This window comes from uncultured Nisaea sp., from assembly GCF_963974195.1.
Lineage (GTDB): Bacteria > Pseudomonadota > Alphaproteobacteria > Thalassobaculales > Thalassobaculaceae > Nisaea.
The window spans coordinates 1-19,482 of sequence record NZ_CAXBDC010000088.1 but is presented as its reverse complement, the minus strand read 5'-3'; the positions used below and the strand labels follow the sequence as shown (position 1 = coordinate 19,482).

The window sequence follows — 19,482 nt, the reverse complement described above, 5'->3', positions numbered from 1 at the left end:
CATCCAGAAGATCGGCACCAGCTCCACCCAAGAGCGTGTCATCACCAGCAGCGCCGAGGATCGTATCGACATTTTCGCCACCGACCACATTGTCAGCGGAATTGGTGCCAAAGGTCACGATGCTTCCATCATCGACCCGAACTTCTTCAACATCATGGAACCGGCTCAGATCAGACGCATCCGAGGTGTAAACTGTATCGTCGCCATCACCGCCATAAACCACGTCCAGACCATCGTCATAGATGACATCATTTCCGACACCACCATAAACAAGGTCAGAGCCAGCACCACCAGACAGCGTGTCGGCACCTGTTCCACCTTCCAGCGTGTCGTCACCTCCGAGACCAAGCATCAGATCCGCATCGGCAGTTCCGAGCAAGCTATCCGTAGTGTCCCCTCCATTGACAACCAACGTGCCGTCCAGAAGCCTGATTTCCTCAATATCGTGCAGACGAGTGAGATCGGATACATCACTCGTGTAGACCGTGTCGGAACCATCACCGCCATAAATAGTGTCCGCACCATCGTCTTGGATAACGTCATCACCGGCACCAGCGTAAACAAGGTCAGAGCCAGCACCGCCATCTAGACTGTCGTTGCCATCGCCACCATCCAGAAGATCGGCACCAGCTCCACCCAAGAGCGTGTCATCACCAGCAGCGCCTGAAAGCGTCTCATCAAGATCACCGCCAGCAACCACATCATTGACCGAGGAGCCGATCACCACCTCAACGTCGGATATGATATCGCCTTCCGCATCCCCTCCACTCGCGGCGCCGGTCTCAAGATCGACCGTGACAGCGGAGGAGGACTGGGAGTAATCGACTGCATCAATCCCACTTCCGCCAGAGATGGTATCGCTGCCGGCTCCGCCTATAACGATGTCGTTGCCTTCGCCGCCGACGATGCTGTCGGTTCCATCCCCGCCATCAATGATGTCGTCGCCTTCGCCACCTTTAAGTGTATTATCGCCAGTGCTTCCAACGAGTGTGTCGTTGCCGGCACCGCCGATTAGGCCTTCAAAACCACTCAGGCTATCGCCTTCCGCATCCCCTCCACTCGCCGCACCGGTCTCAAGATCGACCGAAACGCCAACCGTGTCCGTCTCATAGGAAAGATAGTCGTTTCCGGCGCCACCGATCAGAGTATCGGCGCCTCCAGCTCCTTCGATGAAGTCGTCATCGTTGCCGCCGTCAAGGCTGTCATCACCTTCGTTGCCGATCAGCCTGTCACCGCCATCAAGACCGAGCAGCGTGTCGTTACCGCCTGCACCTGACATGAAATTGGCGCCCGCATCACCGGACAGCAGATCGTCGCCATCTGTTCCGACGACAACCTCACCAAGCATGTCATCGATCGTCACTTCGGCTGCGGCTCCCTCGATAATACCGAGAACAGCATTGGTGAGAGCAATCGACAGCATCACTGACTGCCCATCGATCCGGCCATTATCCCTCAGATCGATAGAGACGGTTTTCGCGCGTTCACCCTTGGCAAAGGTCAATGTCGAAGAGGTTGGTGCGTCATAGTCCACACCAGCGACCGCCGTGCTTGAACTATCGGAAAGATCAAGATCTACCGATGCTTCCCGGCTAGCATCGCCCTCGCGACGGATGATGAAATAGGCTTGTCCGTCACCTTCATTGACGGTTTCTGATGCGGCCTCAATCGTGAAGCGGCCGAACCCGAAATCATCCGTCGTCAATGCCCGGTCAATACCGGCGATGGTCTGGATCGCCCCATCAACGTCAAAGATGGCGTCGCTCTCGAACTGTGTCTGGTGCGCGATGATATCCAGGACAGCGGCGGTTTCAGCCACGGCATCTGCCATATCCAGCGCCAGCCTATCGCCAGCATCCGCATCGAAGTCTGATACGACCACGCTTCCGGACCCGTCGCCGGTGATCACGAACAGATCTGAGCCTTCTCCGCCGATCGCGACATCAACGCCCTGTGCCCCCACCAGGGTGTCCGCTCCATCGCCACCATCCAGGAGGTCGTTGCCGGTTCCACCAGAAAGCAGATCGTCGCCATCTTCACCTTCAAGCGTGTCGTCACCAGCACCACCTGAAATCTCGTCCGCACCAGCACCGCCGCTTATCTCGTTCCCGCCGTCTGAGCCGACGAGTGTATCATCGCCATTACCCCCGATCAGGTTCTCGACATCGGTAATAACGTCGCCTTCCGCATCCCCTATGAGGCCAGCCCCAGAAGAAAGATCGACAGAGACGGCGGATTCCGACTGGCTGTAATCGGCTGTATCATCACCCGCGCCGCCTTCCAGTGTATCCGCGCCTGCGCCGCCTTGCAGCGTATCGTCGCCGCTACCGCCTACCAGGCTGTCATCGCCTGCACCGCCGTCAATTTCATCATTCCCGTCAGCGCCAACAAGCGTGTTGGCCACATCGGAGCCTGTGATCGTATCGTCATTTGCGGAGCCATCGACATTTTCGATGCCGGAATAACGATCCTCGTCGGCATCACCTTCGGTTCCTATTCCTGCCGCCAGATCAACGCCAACCGCTTCGTCGGAAAGTGAATAATCGACAAGGTCGATCCCCTCGCCCCCGTCCAGCGTATCCGCGCCATCTCCACCGAGAATCGTATCATTGCCAGCACCGCCACTGATGAGATCAGCCCGGGTACCGCCATCGAGCAGATCTGCGCCACTGCCACCATCCAGCGTGTCACTACCAGCGCCAGCATAGATCGTGTCTGCATCCTCGCCGCCGGAGATCAAATCATCCCCGTCTCCGCCATCAAGCATGTCAGCGCCAGCACCGCCATCCAGGATGTCATCACCACTTCCTCCCGACACGGCATCTGACCCGCCCCCGCCAGACAGGGTTTCATCACCGCTCGAGCCGTAGAGACTATCGTCTCCGCTGGCACCACTCAGTGCCGAATAGGATACGCCGGTATAAAGGGAGGAATTAATGCTCTCGGCGGCGACGACCGCGCCACCGGAAACCGTGCCGGCTTCGATCGGCCAGCTTTTGGTGCCGGCAAGGATAGCCTTGATGTCTTCGGCGAAGGCCGCCGTCGAATAGCCCTGCGCTGCATAATAATTAGTCAGCAGCGTCATCTGATCCTGATTGAGCTGGACAGAACTCGTCTTGCTGAAGTTACCGCCGCTGGCCATGCTTCCGGCGTTGTAATCATCGACGAAGATAATGTGCTCTACTTCGTAGTTCTGCAGCACCATGGCGCCACGGTCTTGATTACTGGTGACCACCAGATGGCCATCCGCATTCTTGCTGATCGTATAATCGGTGCGTGAGCCTTCGAACTGGACGATGTCATAATCGTTAACGCCGCCTGTATCCTGGGCTATATCGGTCCCTATATGGACACCATTCCCGGAGAAGACGATTACGTCGCTGCCTTCTCCGCCATCGAGCGTGTCGTCCCCGAGACCGCCAACCAGCGTGTCCTGCCCCGCATCACCGGAAACCCGGTCGTTGCCCTGGCCGCCGAAGCCTTGGTCATTACCCTCTCCGCCGAAAACGGTATCGTTGCCTTCGTTGCCGTAGACAAGGTCGTCACCCATACCGCCATGGACCGTGTCGGAACCTCTGTTGCCGAAGACCGTGTCGTTGTCCTGGCCACCATGGACATTGTCGCTGCCCTGGCCACCGAAGAGACTGTCATTACCCTCGTTGCCTTCGAGAACGTCGTTGCCAAGGTTGCCATACATCCGGTCATTGCCCTGACGGCCATAAGCGTAATCATCGCCGGCATCGCCAATAATCAGATCCTGTCCGTTACCGCCGTCCAGCGTGTCGGATCCGTATTCCTCGATGGTTCCGGCCCCGACGAGGGTGTCGTCGCCGTCACCGCCATCAAGATAATCGTTGCCCATATTACCCAGAAGCAGGTCCTGATCCGCGCCACCGTAAAGCCGGTCGTCGTCCTTGCCGCCATAAATGGAGTCGTTGCCGCCATTGCCGCTGACCGTATCGTTGCCCTGATTGGCATAGATGAGGTCGCTGCCTTCCCCCGCGCTCCAATACTGGTTCCCGCTGCCGAGATAGAGACCTCCTCCTCCGGCATGGGTCATCCCGCCGCTCTGCATCGACGGAGCCGCACCGGTCGCATAAATCGTGAAATCTGGAAGCTCGCCGTTATTAATGGTACCGCCGAGATCAGTGCCATCCCAGTCGACGAAACGGATCTGCTCGATCGTATTGCCGATAATCTGCATCTCGGCGCCATCCGCCGCATAGATGGTCAGGATTTCGTTATCCTGATGCAAAACGACATCGTTACGGGTGAAGCCGACCAGTTCCAGCACGTCAGTACCGCCATTCGTGCCGGAATCGTAGACCACTGCCGCCGCCTGGTCCCCGAGCGCATAGTTACGCACGAAGCGGTAGGTGTCGCCGTCATTGCCGCCATCAAGGAAGGCAAAACCCTTGCCGCCGACCAGCACGTCCGCGCCTTCCTGGCCGATCACGGCATCGTCGCCCTGACCGCCATAGAGCGTATCATCACCCTTGTTGCCCTGTAGCCAGTCCTCGCCCTGGTTACCATAGACCACGTCGTTGCCCTGACCGCCGAACATGGTGTCCCGGGATTCGTCCGCCAGGTTATCCTCGGTGGCATAGCCACCATAGAGCGTATCGTCACCCTGGTTACCGTAGATCAGGTCGCCGCCGGTGCCGCCCCGGATGTAATCTCCGCCTTCGCCGCCGGACATGGTGTCCGTGCCGTGATGGCCAACCATGGTGTCGGAGCCGCCGCCGCCGAGGATCACGTCTCCCTGATCACTGCCCTCAAGCGAGTCGTCGAAGGTCGAGCCTTCCAGCTCTTCGACATTGGTGACGACATCAGCCTCACCAGCGGTACCGCCACTCTGCATCCCGAGTTTGGCAATCACGCCACTGGTTGACTTGGCATAGCTCAGCCGGTCAATACCCTCGCCACCATCCATGGTGTCGTTACCCGCGCCGCCTTCCAGCACGTCGTTGCCTTCACCACCCAGGAGTACATCGTCACCCTGTCCCCCAAAGAGTGTGTCGGCGCCTTTATTACCCTCGAGGTGGTCGTTACCCTTGTTGCCATAAACAACGTCGTCGCCCTGGCCGCCATAGAGCGTATCGGCGGACTCGTCTCCCTCACCGGATTGATCGGTTGAGCCATGGAGTGTGTCATTGCCGAGATTGCCGTAGATTACATCGGCGCCATCTTCACCGGCGAGAATGTCGGCATTCTGACCGCCATAGAGGGTATCGGCCCCCTCACCGCCATAGAGCATATCCCAGCCCTGGTTACCGTAGACAACGTCGTCGCCGCCATCGCCGCCCACCAGGTCCTCGTTCTCGCCGCCATAGACCGTATCGTTGCCAGCACCGCCGTTTACGCTGTCATTGTCCCTGTTGCCATAGACGATATCGTCGCCGTCGCCGCCGCCCACGATATCGCTGTCCTGGCCGCCATAGACCGTATCGTTGCCAAGGCCGCCGTCGAGAATATCCCAGCCCTGGTTACCGTAGACAATGTCATCGCCGTCATCGCCACCCACCAGATCCTCGTTCTCGCCGCCATAGACCGTATCGTTGCCCGCGCCGCCGTTTACGCTGTCATTGCCCTTGTTGCCATAAACGACATCGTCGCCGTCGCCACCGCCAGCGATATCGTTGTCCTGGCCGCCATAGACCGTATCGAGGCCGGCACCACCATCTACGGTGTCGTCGCCCGTATTGCCGTAGACGACATCGTTGCCCTCACCACCGAGGACATGATCGTTCCCGGTATTTCCGAGCAGACTGTCGTTACCGGCGGCACCGATGAGCGTATCGTTGTCCTGCCCGCCAAACATCGAATCATCGCCGATGCCGCCATCGACGGAATCGTCACCCTGGTTGCCATAGGCAATGTCGTTGTCCTGGCCGCCATAGACCGTGTCCATGCCTTCGCCGCCGGACAGCAAATCGTCGCCGTAATTACCATAGACGAGATCGTTACCCGCCCCGCCATCAACCGTGTCCGCACCTTCCCAGGCATAGACGGTGTCGTTCCCCAACCCGCCCTCGAAATGGTTGACGTCCGAATCCCCATGGAACGTGTCGTCGAAGTCCGAGCCGACCGCACCCTCGATGTCGAAGAACGTATCGCCCTCCGCATTGCCTCCGGTCGCTGTGTTTATTGTGTCCGCCAGATTTACATAAACGGCAGTTTCGTTATCTGCATAGGAAGCGACGTCAACGCCTTCGCCGCCATAGAGGGCATCGGCGCCCGCGCCACCCATAAGTGTGTCATCCTGCTGGCCGCCATAAAGCGTGTCGATGCCAGAACCGCCGGCGAGCAGATCATTCTGCTCATTGCCATAAATGATATCGGCGCCATCCCCGCCGTCGAGCTGGTCTTCCCCACTTGCTCCGGAGAGAGTGTCGTCACCAGCGCCGCCGAATATAGTATCGCTGCCTAACCCGCCATTGGCGAGGTCGTCGCCAGACATGCCGTCGAGCCAGTCGCCATCCTGGCCTCCGAAAATTGTATCGTTGCCCTTGTTGCCGAAGAGATCGTCCCGGCCTTGGTTGCCATAGACAACGTCATTTCCTTCGCCACCATAAACGGTATCCCAGCCAAGGTTTCCGTAGAGGATATCATTGCCTTGATTTCCATAGAGAATATCGAGCCCCTGGCCGCCGTAAAGCGTGTCCGAGCCCAGATTTCCATGGAGGTCGTCGTCCCCCTGATTGCCATAGACAACATCATCGCCCTGGCCGCCGTACAGTGTGTCAGCCGAGCCTTCCCCTCTTGTGGTTGCATCATCCCCATAGAGGGTATCGTTTCCCAGATTGCCATAAATGATGTCACGGTCATCGGTTCCGGTCAGGGTATCCTGACCCTCGGATACCGACTGCTCGGTAAGATCCTTCTCCAGATCAAAATCCCGTTCCGGCCGCTTGCCGGCCGCTTCAAGCCACCAGAGCAAAGCTTCCTGGGCATTCACGGAATCCAGCTCCTGGCCGCCTTCACTGGCGGGCGTCGTCGCCCGCTCCAGTACCTGCCGCCAGTAATTAGCCTCTTCGCTCTCCGGATCGTTCACAAGGAGTGCGTCGATCTCCGGCTGGGCCATCAGATAATTCTCGTACAGCTTTGTCGTTGTCACTTCCGCCATCAACTGTGCGACCGACGCTCTGTCATCAATCACGTTGAGCAGCTGTTTGAGGAAGGGATCGCCGCCCTCGATTTCAGCATCCTTCAGCAGACCGATGACAAAACTGTCGAGAATGGTGATCGGCTCGTCGTCCGGATCTTCGTTGTCCCAGCGCTTGGGGGTGGTGCTTCGTTTAGTATCCCATCCGATGATATCTTCATCGTAATTATTCCCGATGACCCCCCGGAATCCCCTGTGAATCTCAAGCCCTCGCTCTTCTGCGGTTGCGAGATTCGCCAGGTCGTAAACGAATTCACCTGTTTCCGGGTCAGCGAGAAAGTACGGAACAGGGATGATCTGTGGCTCGGATTCCGGAGAATTGTCTGGGTCGAAGTTGGGGTTGTCCATGCTGACCAAGCTCGTGGCAGGGTCTACCCATAGTCCTTGAGCGCTGAGACCGTCAGTCGTCGCAGGAGTCCTGGTGAAATATCCTTCCGGGAAATCCTCCAGCTGCTGGCCAGAAAGATCGACAGGACTGATATATTCCAGCTCGTCATAGAAATCGTCGTGCCGGGTTACAATGCTTGAGAAATCGCCCCCATCGAACTCAAAACGCAGATTGTAGAGTTCGGGTTTGACAATCGTGCCGCCGATCTCTTCCACTATCTTGTTAACGACGCCGACTGCCGTGTCTGACAAACTGTGGATGAAATTAATTGGCCCGTCATCGTCGACATATGAGCCAATTTCTTCCAGCTCACCATCGACGTTGAATGAAAGATCCGCTGCCGCTTCAGGGTCGTCTGCAGTGACGACTTGATAAACTGCTATCCCTGCACCTAGAATAGCCAAAGGACCTAATAGCGCCATGCCACCGGCCGCTGTAGCACCGAAAGTTGTGGCCCCGAGAGATTCAGCGACAGCAAGAGTGGTTATCGTTCCGGCAACCGATGAAAGCGCGTTGGCTTCACCAGGGTTAACACCTGCAAGTAAAGCTAATTCGTTTATCGCAACTTTTGCTGCGACAGTCGCAATTGAAATAGTCAATGCGCTTGCAGCATTGGTCGCGGCCTCGGCTGCCTGGGCGGCAGTCAATTCAGCAGTATCATTCAGGACAGAACTAATAATATATTTTGCCGCTTGTTGCGCAGCAACACTTCCAGCGGCACTCCCGATCCGGGCACCAACGTCACCGCCGATATCCTCACCTATAAGTGCCCCGAACCGTCCGCCGGCAACCCCCGCGCCGGCCGTAAGCAAGCTTGCCCCGAAATCACTCAAAGCGCTTTCCAGCGTAATAGTGTTCCCAGATGCTAAAGCGTTCCCCACTGTCGATGCAGCGAAATTGACCGTTGTATCGAACAACAGCTCCGCTAGTGGGTCATCTATTTCAACGAATGTTGTAATGAGTTGCGCAGCCACACCGAACGCAACATCGGCGCCGTCTATTGGTTCGTTAGTAAGAGTTATCCCAGTTTGATAGTCTTCCTTATCACCCGATCTAGGAATAAATTGTCCTGTCTCAGAATCTCTTTGGACAGGTATTATAGATACAGTTCCTGTTTCTGTATCAAATATTTTCGAAAGTACTGGAGTTCCGTTAACGTATGCTATTTTTTCTTCATATAATTTAACAGTATCTCCCTCACCAATTTTTTCAAATCTGTGCTCTACATATGCAACGTTTGAACTACCATCAAAAGAAATAGAACTTAATTCTGTTAGCCCGTTATCTAGATTTCTTTGATTTATTAAAACAACCACTCTACCAGTTTTCGAGTCCTCGAAAACCTCGTGATCTACAATTAGCTTGTCACCAACGCCAGTTCCACTGGTCAACCCGTCCTCAAGTACCGCTAATGCTTTCCTGTAGTAACCGGCATCATCAAGAACATCAGATTGTAATCTGATATAATTTTCATTGAATTTATATTCAAATCGTACATCATCCCAAGAATAATCTATATCGTCATAATATGGATTATATTCAGTAGATATTTGAGAAAATTCACCAGCGGAATCTTCTACATTATCAAAAAACTTTCTGACACCATCAAATAGATCCCATTCTATCTCGTCTTTACTTATTTTGTCTACAAAGTTGCCATACCTATAATACTCTAACTCCCCATTACTAGAGTTATCCCGTACTACTATCTTATCTCCGTTGCTAAATTCATAAACTCGAGAATCCTTAAACACTACAGGATCTGGTATATCTGGATTTTCTCGGAAATACTGAATACGAAATTCTGATTTATTCAGAAGAAACCTATCGTATAACTCATCGTATTTCTGAAGAGGGAAATTCAGATCTAGATTTTCCCTCATTATCACATCAACAGTAACCTGTATCAAATCTTCAGATATTGATGCTTTATTTGGCACTAATTTAGTACGCAATATTTGCTCAACTTCGCTCCTCTCATAAATATCCCCATTAAAAACATAAGTATCTCCTTCATACGGAGGAATATAATCCACTCCAGGAGGGTTTACCCAATTAGGAATTTCATCCCCCTGATCTACGTAAATTTCTGTTAAATTTAATTTGTATCCGAGCTGGACATTTACCTGATCACCCCCAAAGTTTGCTTGAACGCCTGCAGAAATCTCGCCGAAAAGCCCCTCATCTCCCTTAGTAAATAATTTCCCCCAATCAACCCCTGCTTGCGCCTCAATATGACCATCAAACGAAACATCTACTGAACTAGCCTCACCTGTAGCACTAATTTTTGCAGACACATAAGACCTGGCTATTGTTTTGTTCGTATCAAGATCGTATTCTATGTCAATTAGAACAACTCCAAGCTCAGCAGCTATAGCAACTGCTTGAGTACGTGGAATACCTCTAGGTAAGTACTTCCCAAGATCAGCGGGACTTACACTTCCTTGCCCACCAACTAAAATTCTACCGCCGATAATATTATTTACTGCATCAACTTTATAATCAAAATTAACAGTTCCAACTCTAAACGTTCCAGATACATCCCCTACAGTTGAAACGATGGAGGAAATATTCGCCCTATTTGCTTCATACTTTAAATAATAGTCTGCGCTATTCGTCCAATTTGGGTCAGCCACACGCAAAAGAGCATCATTAATAATATCTTGATTTGTACTCATTGATTTTCACCTAACAATCATTCTGGCCTACAGCCAAGCAAAACCATTTCTTTGCATCTCTTGCAACAGGAATCACAATACTCACATCGCTACTTTCTCCTATAGAAAGAGGAATCCTGTCATCATACAGAATTCTCATATTTAGTATGTCCTCGCCCGTAAGAGAGCTTTCTTTTTTATCTATATTATCATCTCCATAATACGAAACATCGCCAAAATAAAAAGAATGAAACAATACATTATTAATGCATTTATTTAATCCTCCATCATTAAGAGACATATTTACTGTCGAAAAAACCTCTTCTATAAAACCGTTAACATTATAAAGTGCACTTCTGGCACACAGGTCCCCCTCATAACGGCCAAAATCACGACCACTATCTTCATATTCTTTCAAAACATCGAAAACATTCTTCCTGTTCGAAAAATAAATATTAACAATTTCTTTTGATTCGCGCATATCATCATTATTTATAGAAATATTCAATTCTTTTCCTAATATTATTGAATATAAATTTAATTTTTTTGTAATTTTGCTTTCTATTTTTAAATAATTTTCAGGACTAATAAAAACCTTAACATATATGACACCAGCATCATTTACTATCTTACTATGTACTTTATAATCATCTAATCCTTTTCTTGATTTATATTCGGATACACTTGAAAGAAAATTAATTGCAATCTCCTCTGGAGTTAGATGTTTTACATCGATCCAAGACTGAGCGTTAACACTTCCTGATATCGTCAAAAAAAGAATCAAGATTACTCGGTACAAATATCGACGAAGAGAAAAACCAAACTCCTTCATTGAAAAATATTTTTGAAAATGAAGATTCATCGTTCCCGCATCCCTTCACTCGCATAACGCAGCACTGGCTGCAGCACATATTCCAGCACCCGTCTCTCTCCCGTCAGCAAGTCCGCCGTCACCGACATGCCCGGCACCAGACGCACTTCTCTTCCATCCACATTCAGATGTTCCCGTTCGATCTCGATCCGCGCCGTATAGGACAGCATCTGCGGTGCCGCTGTCGGTCCGCCCCGGGGGCCGGTCGTTGCCGCGCCGGCTGCGTTGTTCGCGTCCTGGGGTACAACGGCGTCGGCGCTGAGGCTGACGATCCTTCCCTCGATGCTGCCGTAGCGCATGTAGTTGAAGGCATCGACCTTTACTGCCGCACGCTGGCCGATCTCGATAAAGCCGATGTTCCGGTTTGTTACCGTCGCCTCGACCGTCAGCCGGTCGCCGTCCGGCACGATCCGCATCAGCGGCGCGCCGGGCTGGACATAGCCGCCGAGCGTGTGCAGGGAGAGGCCGGTGACTTCCCCCGCCACCGGTGCCGCGAGCGTCAGGCGGCCGACCCGGTCGGTTGCCTTGATCCGTTCCTGGGTCGCCGCGTTTGCCTTCTGCCGGGCTTCCGCCAGGGCGCGCTGGCGCTGCGCCTCGAAAGCGAGCAGCAGGTTCTCCGCCGTTGCCTCCGCACTGGCGAGAGTCGCCTGGGCTTCCTCGATCTGCTTGTCCAGCACCAGACCTTGATGCCGGGTTTCCAGCAGCGCCTGCTCATGCTCCAGATAGACGGATTTCTGCGTCAGTTGTTTCTCAAAGAGGATGCGCTGGCCGTCGACCCGTTCCGTCAGCAGCGGCAGCACCGCCGCCACCTTGTCATGCTCCGCCCGGAGCGAGGCCAGCGTCGCCCGCGCCCGCGCGGCCTCCCGCCCGGCCCGGATACGCTCCCCCATCAGCGCCGCCCATTCCGCCCGCATCACAGCAAGGCTTTCGGCCACCTCGTGCACCGGTGCGCCCTCCGGGATCTCGAACAATTCCTGCGGCGGCAACGGCGCGCCGCCCGAGGCCAGCGCGGCGGCGCCGATCAGCGCTTCCTCCCGCGCCACATCGAGCAGGGCGGCCAGCCATTCCCGGGTCAGCTTTTCCAGATCCGCGTCGCTTTCCGTCGGATCGAGGGAGATCAGCGGATCGCCCTCGGCAACGTGATCGCCGTCCGCGACATGGATGCCGCGGACAATGCCTGGCAGGCTGCTCTCCACCACCTTCACCTTGCTGCCCGGCACGATCTTGCCCGGCGCTGCCACCACGATATCCAGATGCCCGAACCAGGCCCATGTACCGGCCAGCAGCAGCATCAGGCCGAACAGCGCCGGCAGCACCATGACCAGAGCCGACGGCGGCGCCACCGACGCCTCCACCCGGCTGGAGAGAAAGCTGTCATGCAGATCCTTGAGGGTGTCCCGGTCGAGCGTCCCGTCCCCGCCCGAAGCGGCGGCCATTTTGTTGGGCGGGTCTTGCGATCCTCCCTCATCGTCATACCGGCGAAGGCCGGTATCCAGAGATCCCGCTCCCCGCCCTTCGATCCCATGGGCCCCGGCCTCCGCCGGGGTGACGGCGGACGGGTGCTCATCCGGGCGATGATGTTCGGCAGGCGCACCGGCGGACGCCGCACGCTCACGCGCCAGCTCCTCCGCCGTCATCCGCTTCGGCACGATTTGCGCCAATGCAACCATGAAGTCCCCAACTGCCTGCCACCGCCCCCTAGAGCCGTCCGGGTGGTGGCCTTTAAGTCCCCAATAGCCGAACGCTATCCCGCGTCCTGCCGCTCCTCTTTACGCACGCCCCCGATCACACGGCCCCCGGCAGGCTGGTCCCCGCCTGTACGATCCGTGTGAGGCCGCTCCACCAGAGGCCGGTCCTGCAAGCGGTCCATCCTTGCGTACCAGCCGTCCCGTGCAATCAGGTCGTGATGATTTCCGGTGTCCTGGATCTGTCCATTCTCGACGACAAGGATGTTCCGAAGTCCGCGCACGGATGTCAATCTATGTGTGATAATTATTACCGTGCGGCCCGCACAAATTTCACCCATACGCTCCTGAATCAACCGTTCCGCTTCAAAATCCAACGCAGAAGTTGCTTCATCCAGAATGAGGATACGCGGATTTGTCGCGAGCGCGCGCGCCAGCACAATGCGCTGCCGCTCGCCGCCGGAGACCTTCGCGCCGCGCTCGCCGATCACCGTGTCGTAGGCGTTCGGCAGGCCGAGAATGAAGTCGTGCGCGCCGGTCAGTTTCGCCGCCTCCATGACCTGCTCCATCGGCATGGTCGGATCGGCGACGGCAATATTGTCCCGGATAGACCGATTGAACAGGAACGGGTCCTGCAGCACATGCGCCACCTGGCGGCGCAGCCAGGCCGGGTCGACCAGGGCAAGGTCCACCCCGTCCACCAGGATCTTGCCCTTCTGCGGCCAATAGAGACGCTGGATCAGTTTGGCGATGGTGCTCTTGCCCGAGCCGGACGGGCCGACAATGGCCGCCACCGTGCCGGGCTGCAGCGTGAAGCTGACATCCTCCAGCACATCCGGCGTCTCCTCGCTGTAGCGGAAAGAGACATTGCGGAACTCGACCCGGCCGCGGATATCCGGCAGAGCGGCGGAACTGGTCGTCTTCGGCTCCGGCACCGCGTTCATCACCTCGCCGAGCCGGGAGACAGAGAGCACCACCTGCTGAAGCTGGTTCCACATCTGCGCCACCCGCTGGGCCGGGGCCAGCGCCCGCATGGTCATCATGTTGACCGCGACGAGCTGGCCCGCCGACATGCTGCCGTCGATCACGAAACGGGCGCCGAGATAGAGTGTGACGACGACGCAGACCCGGTTGATCAGGGTGACCAGCTGGTTCGCGCCCTGAGTCAGCTTCTCGCTCTTCTCGCCCCAGAGGGTCTGGTCCGCCATCTGCCGCTCCCAGGAGCGTTGCAGCGCCGGCTCGACCGCAAGGCTTTTCACCGTCTCCATGCCGAACACGGTCTCCACCAGAAAGCCCTGGTTCTCCGTCATGTTCGTCGCTTTCGACATCAGCCGCTTCTTCAGGATCGGTGTGACGATGCCGTAGGTGAGGAAGATCAGCAGCATGCCGATGCCGACGACAAGCGCGAGGAACGCCCCGAAATAGGCGATGACGCCAAGGAAGACGACGGAGAACAGCAGATCGATCACCGCGGTCGGTGCGGAGCCCGTGAGAAAGGAGCGGATCTGCTGCAACTCCTGCGCGCGCGCCGTGGTCCGGCCGGTCTGACGACTGGCGAAAAAGCTGGCGGGCAGACTGGAAAGATGCCGAAAAAACCGCCCGGCGAGCTCAACATCGATCCGGTGCGTGGCAAAGGACATCAACCGGCTGCGCAGCACGCCCATGGTGAATTCGAAGATCCCGACGGCCAACAAACCCACGGCGAGCACATCGAGGGTCGTCATGGCGCCGGTGCTCAGCACCTTGTCCATGATCAGCATGAAGAACAGCGGCGTCGACAACGCGAAGATCTGCAGCAGGAACGAGGCGATTGCGACCTCGGCGATCAGATGCTTGTATTTGAGCATGATCGGCACGAACCAGGAAAAGCCGAAGGGTTGCCGGTCCATCGCCTCGGCCGTGCGTGGCGGCGATACCTCGAGCAAGCGCCCGGCATAGAGCGCCTCGAAATCGGAGATCGGCCACGTCGCCGGCTTGCCGCTCTCCGGATCAGTCAAAAGGATTTTGTCCGCACTGGCCCGGCCAACCAGGACGAAATGAACGTTATCCCCACGCCTGAGTTCCGCAATGGCGGGCAAGCGCGCACCGGCGATCTTTCCGGCCGGAATGTTCTTGAGCGTGGCATCGCAATCGAAAGACCGGGCCACAGCCAGAAAATCCTCCGCCGTCGCCGCCCCTTCCTCCATGCCAAGTTCATGAGCGAGCCTGTGCCCGGGCACGGGAAAGCCGATCAGCGCGAACAGAGCAGCCAATGCCCTGATTCCGCCGCGTTCAGCCGTCCTTGTTTCTGCCTCGGACACCGTTTAATCAACCTCAATTTATCTAAATTTTTAGGCGACCTGTCACCGCCAGATACAAATACTGGCTTATGACGAATTTGGATTTTCGTTCAAGGTAAATGAATGGTTAACGGGCTTAATAAGCCTTAACAGTATTAGATGGATGTATCAGGAGATGTTTTTAATTTACTGATAAATATACACTATTTTACGCTTTGATTCGCACCTCATTATATTCTCGACTGCTTGACACAGAGCCACAATCAGCCTCGGCCAATGATTGTGCTTCAAGTATAAAACTTACCATTCACAACCAATGATTAAATAATGATAGCTCGTTGAACTGCCATTGCATGAAATTGATAACGTCACGTCGCTGGCGGCGCGAAGCGGAAGCATATTATCAAGCAGCAAAAAGTGGCAGCTCGGCCGGAGCACATTCACGAGCCTGTATTGTTGGCCGTTGCCGTCGCTGTGTGCGCCGATCAGCGCCGCCGGCCTTCTGCCATTGGCTCACCAGTTGCGCGCAATCGCCGTCGGCCATTGTGAGGACATACGCGCTTCCAAGACGACGGCGAGCAGTGAGGCGGCGACGGAGGGCAGCTGATGCGATCTTGTTCGCCTCAACCAGAGATCCAGCCAGGGAGATTACGTCGCGCAGCTTGGAGCCGTGTCGGCCGAAGCGTGCCGTTACCGTGATATCTCCCAAAAGATCACGATCAATCTCAAGCTCGTAGACGCGATTGCGATTACAAGCGGGGTCGACGAGACGCAGGCGAAGATGTGCAAGCGATAGCATGGCCAGAGTATACCATGCGCAGAACAAAACAGGAATCGTAGAAACTACGGTTTCAGCTCGCGCATTGACGTTCAGCGCATCAATCGCCCTACATCATTGATGACACCCAAAGTCCCGAACGGCGGCTTGTTCCACGGCCAAAGAACAAGGTTCAGATGGCCAAAAGGAAGAATTTAAGTTTGCCTGGGCGGAGATCGTCGGGCGTAGCCTTTTCTGAGGTTTCTCTACATTAGCATAATCCAGAAGCTGCAGATCACGTTCATCGAGGTTTGTCGTCGCGGCAAGTTCGGAAATTCTAGTCCTAAGCTGTCTGGCGTCACATCGCTGATTGGAGCAAGGTCAGTTCCTTGATAAGAAAGAAATCAAGGTGCGTGCCCCCCCCCCTTTATTTTCTGCACGATAAAGCTTCGCGAAATACAAACGACAAAAGTGTATTGCAAATGATTCTGTCCGAAATGCCAGCCCAATTTCACGACCGGCTCCGATTGAACCAGGCTTCAAAAAGCGAGTGCGTTGCTGCTGTCGATGCGTCCATCGCAAACAAACGGCCACTAGAAGCAATCTATATTCTCGATCGCGCTCTGGTGCGCTTCCCGTCGAGCAAATTTCTGCACACACGCGTTTCCGATTTAGTGGGCAGCTTGATGAATTCCGTCGGCTCCGCGAAGGAAATGTTGGACCTTCAACCCATGGCAAAGGAAGATTTTTCTGAAATACTCAACAAAGTAGAAAATAGATTTTTTCCTCTGCACGGCGTCAACTCCACAGAATGGACAGATAATACATTCCTGAATTGTGTAATATTTAAAACAATGTGCATGATGGTAGAAAATAAAGAACCAATTTGGAATGTTTTAGCTCGATTATCTGAGGAATTTGGCAGACGATCCGTTAACATCAGTTTTGGAGGAACGGCAAGATCCGCTGAAATTAAAAACAATATTGCAAAAATTTTAATTGGTGGAAATCTTGTAAAACATCATATTTCGAACAACTTCATTGATTTCAGAATTAAGTACTTTTTTGCACACGAGCCGGGCCTACTACGATTGATATCTTCATTTAATCATGACGATATCTTCATCGATATCGGAGCTAATATTGGATCTTTTTCGATCGTTGCTGCAAAGACGAAAAAATGTCGCGTATTTTCACTCGAACCATATTCCGTTAATTATACAGAATTACAAAGAAACATCTCCCTCAATAACGCCACCAACTTGGTAACCCCGCTTCGCGTAGCACTTTCTGATACAACCAAAGAAGGGGCACTATCGTATCAGCGTCAATATCCGGGCGCAGCGACACAGACCTTCGACGGCTCGAATACTGATGCAGCCCAGAACGGGAATTCCATGGAGCAGGTACAAGGATATCGCCTTGATGACCTTATCTCCGAAGGCCTCGTTGATTTCCCGAACCATATCAAGATCGATGTCGACGGCACCGAACATCAAATTATCGCGGGAATGCAACACACGCTGAACGACCCTCGACTGCGCTCGATCCGCTTGGAAATTCGCGTTGAGGACCCCAGAAACGCAGCAGCACTTCGCAGCATCGAAGCGGCCGGATTCACGTGCAAAGTCGGGGATGATCTGAAGAACATGAATTGCGTGCGGGACTGATCGCCGGGACCGAGGGTTCGCCACATAGATTCTGATGTGTATGAGGGAGCTGCCCCCGCGACGGAGCAGAGCCCTCACATGCTAAGCGAACCGGTCAGGTCATGATCGACACCATGGCGGAACATCTTGCCCGCCTTTGATGCATAGGTCGATCGATGCCGGGTTCGGGTCATTGTCATCATCAATCAAGGGCGGTTGAACCATGGTCACATGCGATCTTGGATGCGCCGGACCAAGGGGATGGCCGCGACGAGCGAAGCGAGAACCGCCCCGGCGCCAGGACACGAAATCAGACGAAGCGCTGCACCCGGTCTATTCCGCCCGAACAAGACCAACTTCATACCCCGTTGCTTCCGCATACCGGGCTACCATTTTAATGCTCGGCATACTGCCGCCGCTTTCCATGCGGGAAATAACGGATTGGGTCGTTTTCATCCGCTTCGCTATCTCGCTTTGCGTCAAACCTGCCCGCGTCCTCGCCTCTATAAGCCTGCCTATCAGCTTGTAGACCGGGCGCATCTTTTCATACTCAGCTTTTACGGCCGGGTTATTTTTGAAATCCTCTTCCCGCACTTCATCGATATCGATCATTGATCCATCTCCCTTGCTCGCTGTTCGGCCAATGCAATTGCCGATGCCGGTGTTTTCTGGGTCTTCTTCATGAAAGCGTGCAAAACGACCACCTGCCGCCCGGACGCTGTTACATAAATGGCTCGACCGATACCGTCCCGACCAGTCAGCCGGATTTCCCATAGCTTGCCTCTCAAGTGCTTTACTCGTTTCGGGCCTAGCTTATCGATCCCGACCTGTTCCAGCAGATCCTTGAAGTTATAGAAACGTGCTCTGATATCATCGGGTAACGATAAGAATTCAGCCTTAACTTTCTCGTCCAGAAACTTCATTGACCACTGCATACCGCCCCCTCAATCGATTATTTAATATAGCAAATATGCGATATTTTTGCAAGTCAAAAGCACAGGAAATCGCAATTTTCACCCCCTGCCCTAGCTAGGCTGCATCACGCTGAAGTCCCGAAAGAACCTGCTGCACCGCCCCTCGCCCGGCATTGTTAAGGTGCCGTTGCCACGCGCCCGCGCGGGGCGACCAGCGAAAACCATTGGTCTTGAGCATAGATCGGGTTTCCGCGTCTGGCTTGCCCGGAAAGACTAACTGGATACGGTCAGCCTCGACGTTCTCGACAACCTCGACACGGCCCGCTGTTGTATTGTGAACGGTCTCTTTACCGCCCTGCTCCCGCTTCGCTTCCAAAACGGCCAGCCGATCCTTGAGCCTCTTGATTTCGGCGTTGTTGTTGCTCGTCGCATGGGACGGATATCCCCGCCGCCCGCAAAAGTCCGGCTGCACGATGGCGGCAGCATCAATAAGTGAACAGCCAATTGCATCTGATACGGCTTGCGCCATTTCGGCCACGTCACCGCTCTTGACGCTTCGTATGGCCTTGTTCGCACCCTTCATGCGCTCTTGGTCTGATACCCTGGCTGCGATCCGCTGACGGAGTAATTCCGGCGCGTCGGGGTTGCCTTCCGCGCACTGGTCCGTCTGGTTCGCCATGCGGGAAAGCGGCTCGGGTGGTGGCTTTCTTTGCCCGTTTCAGGTGCTCGCCTATCTCGCTCGACCGCCGGTCGGCAATATCCATGCGCTTACTATTCCGCGCAGTCGGGAACCGCGCAGCGCCGACGACAAACCACGATGCGCAACGCCCCTCTGAGTGCCAATAGGCGCGGGTGAGTTTCAAAAGTTTTCCGGCGAACCTCTCCAGCTCGGCGGCTGTATCGAGTTCGCCGCCCTTGTTGGCAAGCGCGGATAGATGCGTGTTGAAATCATGAACGCGTGCGGCCAAGCCTTCGAGTTCAATCCGGGCGCGTCTTTCCGGATAGTGCGAAAGGAGATTCCAATGTTGCTGGATATCTTCGGCCTTGATGGTGGAATTAAGGTTTCCGGCCTTGATCGTCAGAGCGCCATTTTTGAAGGTGCAGATTTCCATTTTCC

The 19,482-nt window shown here is 54.7% G+C and carries 9 protein-coding genes; 1 reads left to right on the top strand and 8 read right to left on the bottom strand.

Annotated features, from left to right (window positions below; genetic code table 11):
* The 4 genes from AAC126_RS16995 to AAC126_RS16980 all read right to left on the bottom strand — a co-directional run.
* A partial coding sequence (locus AAC126_RS16995; RefSeq protein ID WP_339855465.1) for a Calx-beta domain-containing protein occupies positions 1-7,804 on the bottom strand: 7,804 nt, incomplete at its 3' end.
* A 2,437-nt stretch (positions 7,805-10,241) separates the two neighbouring features.
* Positions 10,242-11,072: a hypothetical protein gene (locus AAC126_RS16990; RefSeq protein ID WP_339855462.1), complete on the bottom strand. Its 831-nt coding sequence runs from the start codon at positions 11,070-11,072 to the stop codon at positions 10,242-10,244.
* Positions 11,069-12,751 (bottom strand): HlyD family type I secretion periplasmic adaptor subunit, encoded by a 1,683-nt coding sequence (locus AAC126_RS16985; RefSeq protein WP_339855460.1) that lies wholly within the window; start codon positions 12,749-12,751, stop codon positions 11,069-11,071. Before AAC126_RS16985 ends, AAC126_RS16990 begins: the two co-directional genes overlap by 4 nt.
* A gap of 74 nt (positions 12,752-12,825) precedes the next feature.
* Entirely contained in the window at positions 12,826-15,018 is a 2,193-nt protein-coding gene (locus AAC126_RS16980; RefSeq protein WP_339855458.1) for a type I secretion system permease/ATPase, read from the bottom strand.
* A 1,266-nt stretch (positions 15,019-16,284) separates the two neighbouring features.
* Here AAC126_RS16980 and AAC126_RS16975 point away from each other — a divergent pair.
* Positions 16,285-17,472 (top strand): FkbM family methyltransferase, encoded by a 1,188-nt coding sequence (locus tag AAC126_RS16975; protein WP_339855456.1) that lies wholly within the window; start codon positions 16,285-16,287, stop codon positions 17,470-17,472.
* Between the two features lie 312 nt (positions 17,473-17,784).
* On the opposite strand, the gene AAC126_RS16970 is transcribed toward AAC126_RS16975, so the two are convergent.
* The 4 genes from AAC126_RS16970 to AAC126_RS16955 all read right to left on the bottom strand — a co-directional run.
* Complete coding sequence (locus AAC126_RS16970; RefSeq protein ID WP_339855453.1) at positions 17,785-18,063, bottom strand: helix-turn-helix transcriptional regulator; 279 nt, start codon at positions 18,061-18,063, stop codon at positions 17,785-17,787.
* Positions 18,060-18,374, bottom strand: coding sequence for a type II toxin-antitoxin system RelE/ParE family toxin (locus AAC126_RS16965; RefSeq protein WP_339855451.1), 315 nt, complete (start codon positions 18,372-18,374; stop codon positions 18,060-18,062). The genes AAC126_RS16970 and AAC126_RS16965 overlap by 4 nt, the downstream gene beginning before the upstream one ends.
* 106 nt (positions 18,375-18,480) lie before the next feature.
* Positions 18,481-18,903: a hypothetical protein gene (locus AAC126_RS16960; RefSeq protein WP_339855450.1), complete on the bottom strand. Its 423-nt coding sequence runs from the start codon at positions 18,901-18,903 to the stop codon at positions 18,481-18,483.
* Position 18,904: 1 nt separating this feature from the next.
* Positions 18,905-19,482: hypothetical protein (locus AAC126_RS16955; protein WP_339855448.1), on the bottom strand; the 578-nt coding region annotated here is incomplete at its 5' end.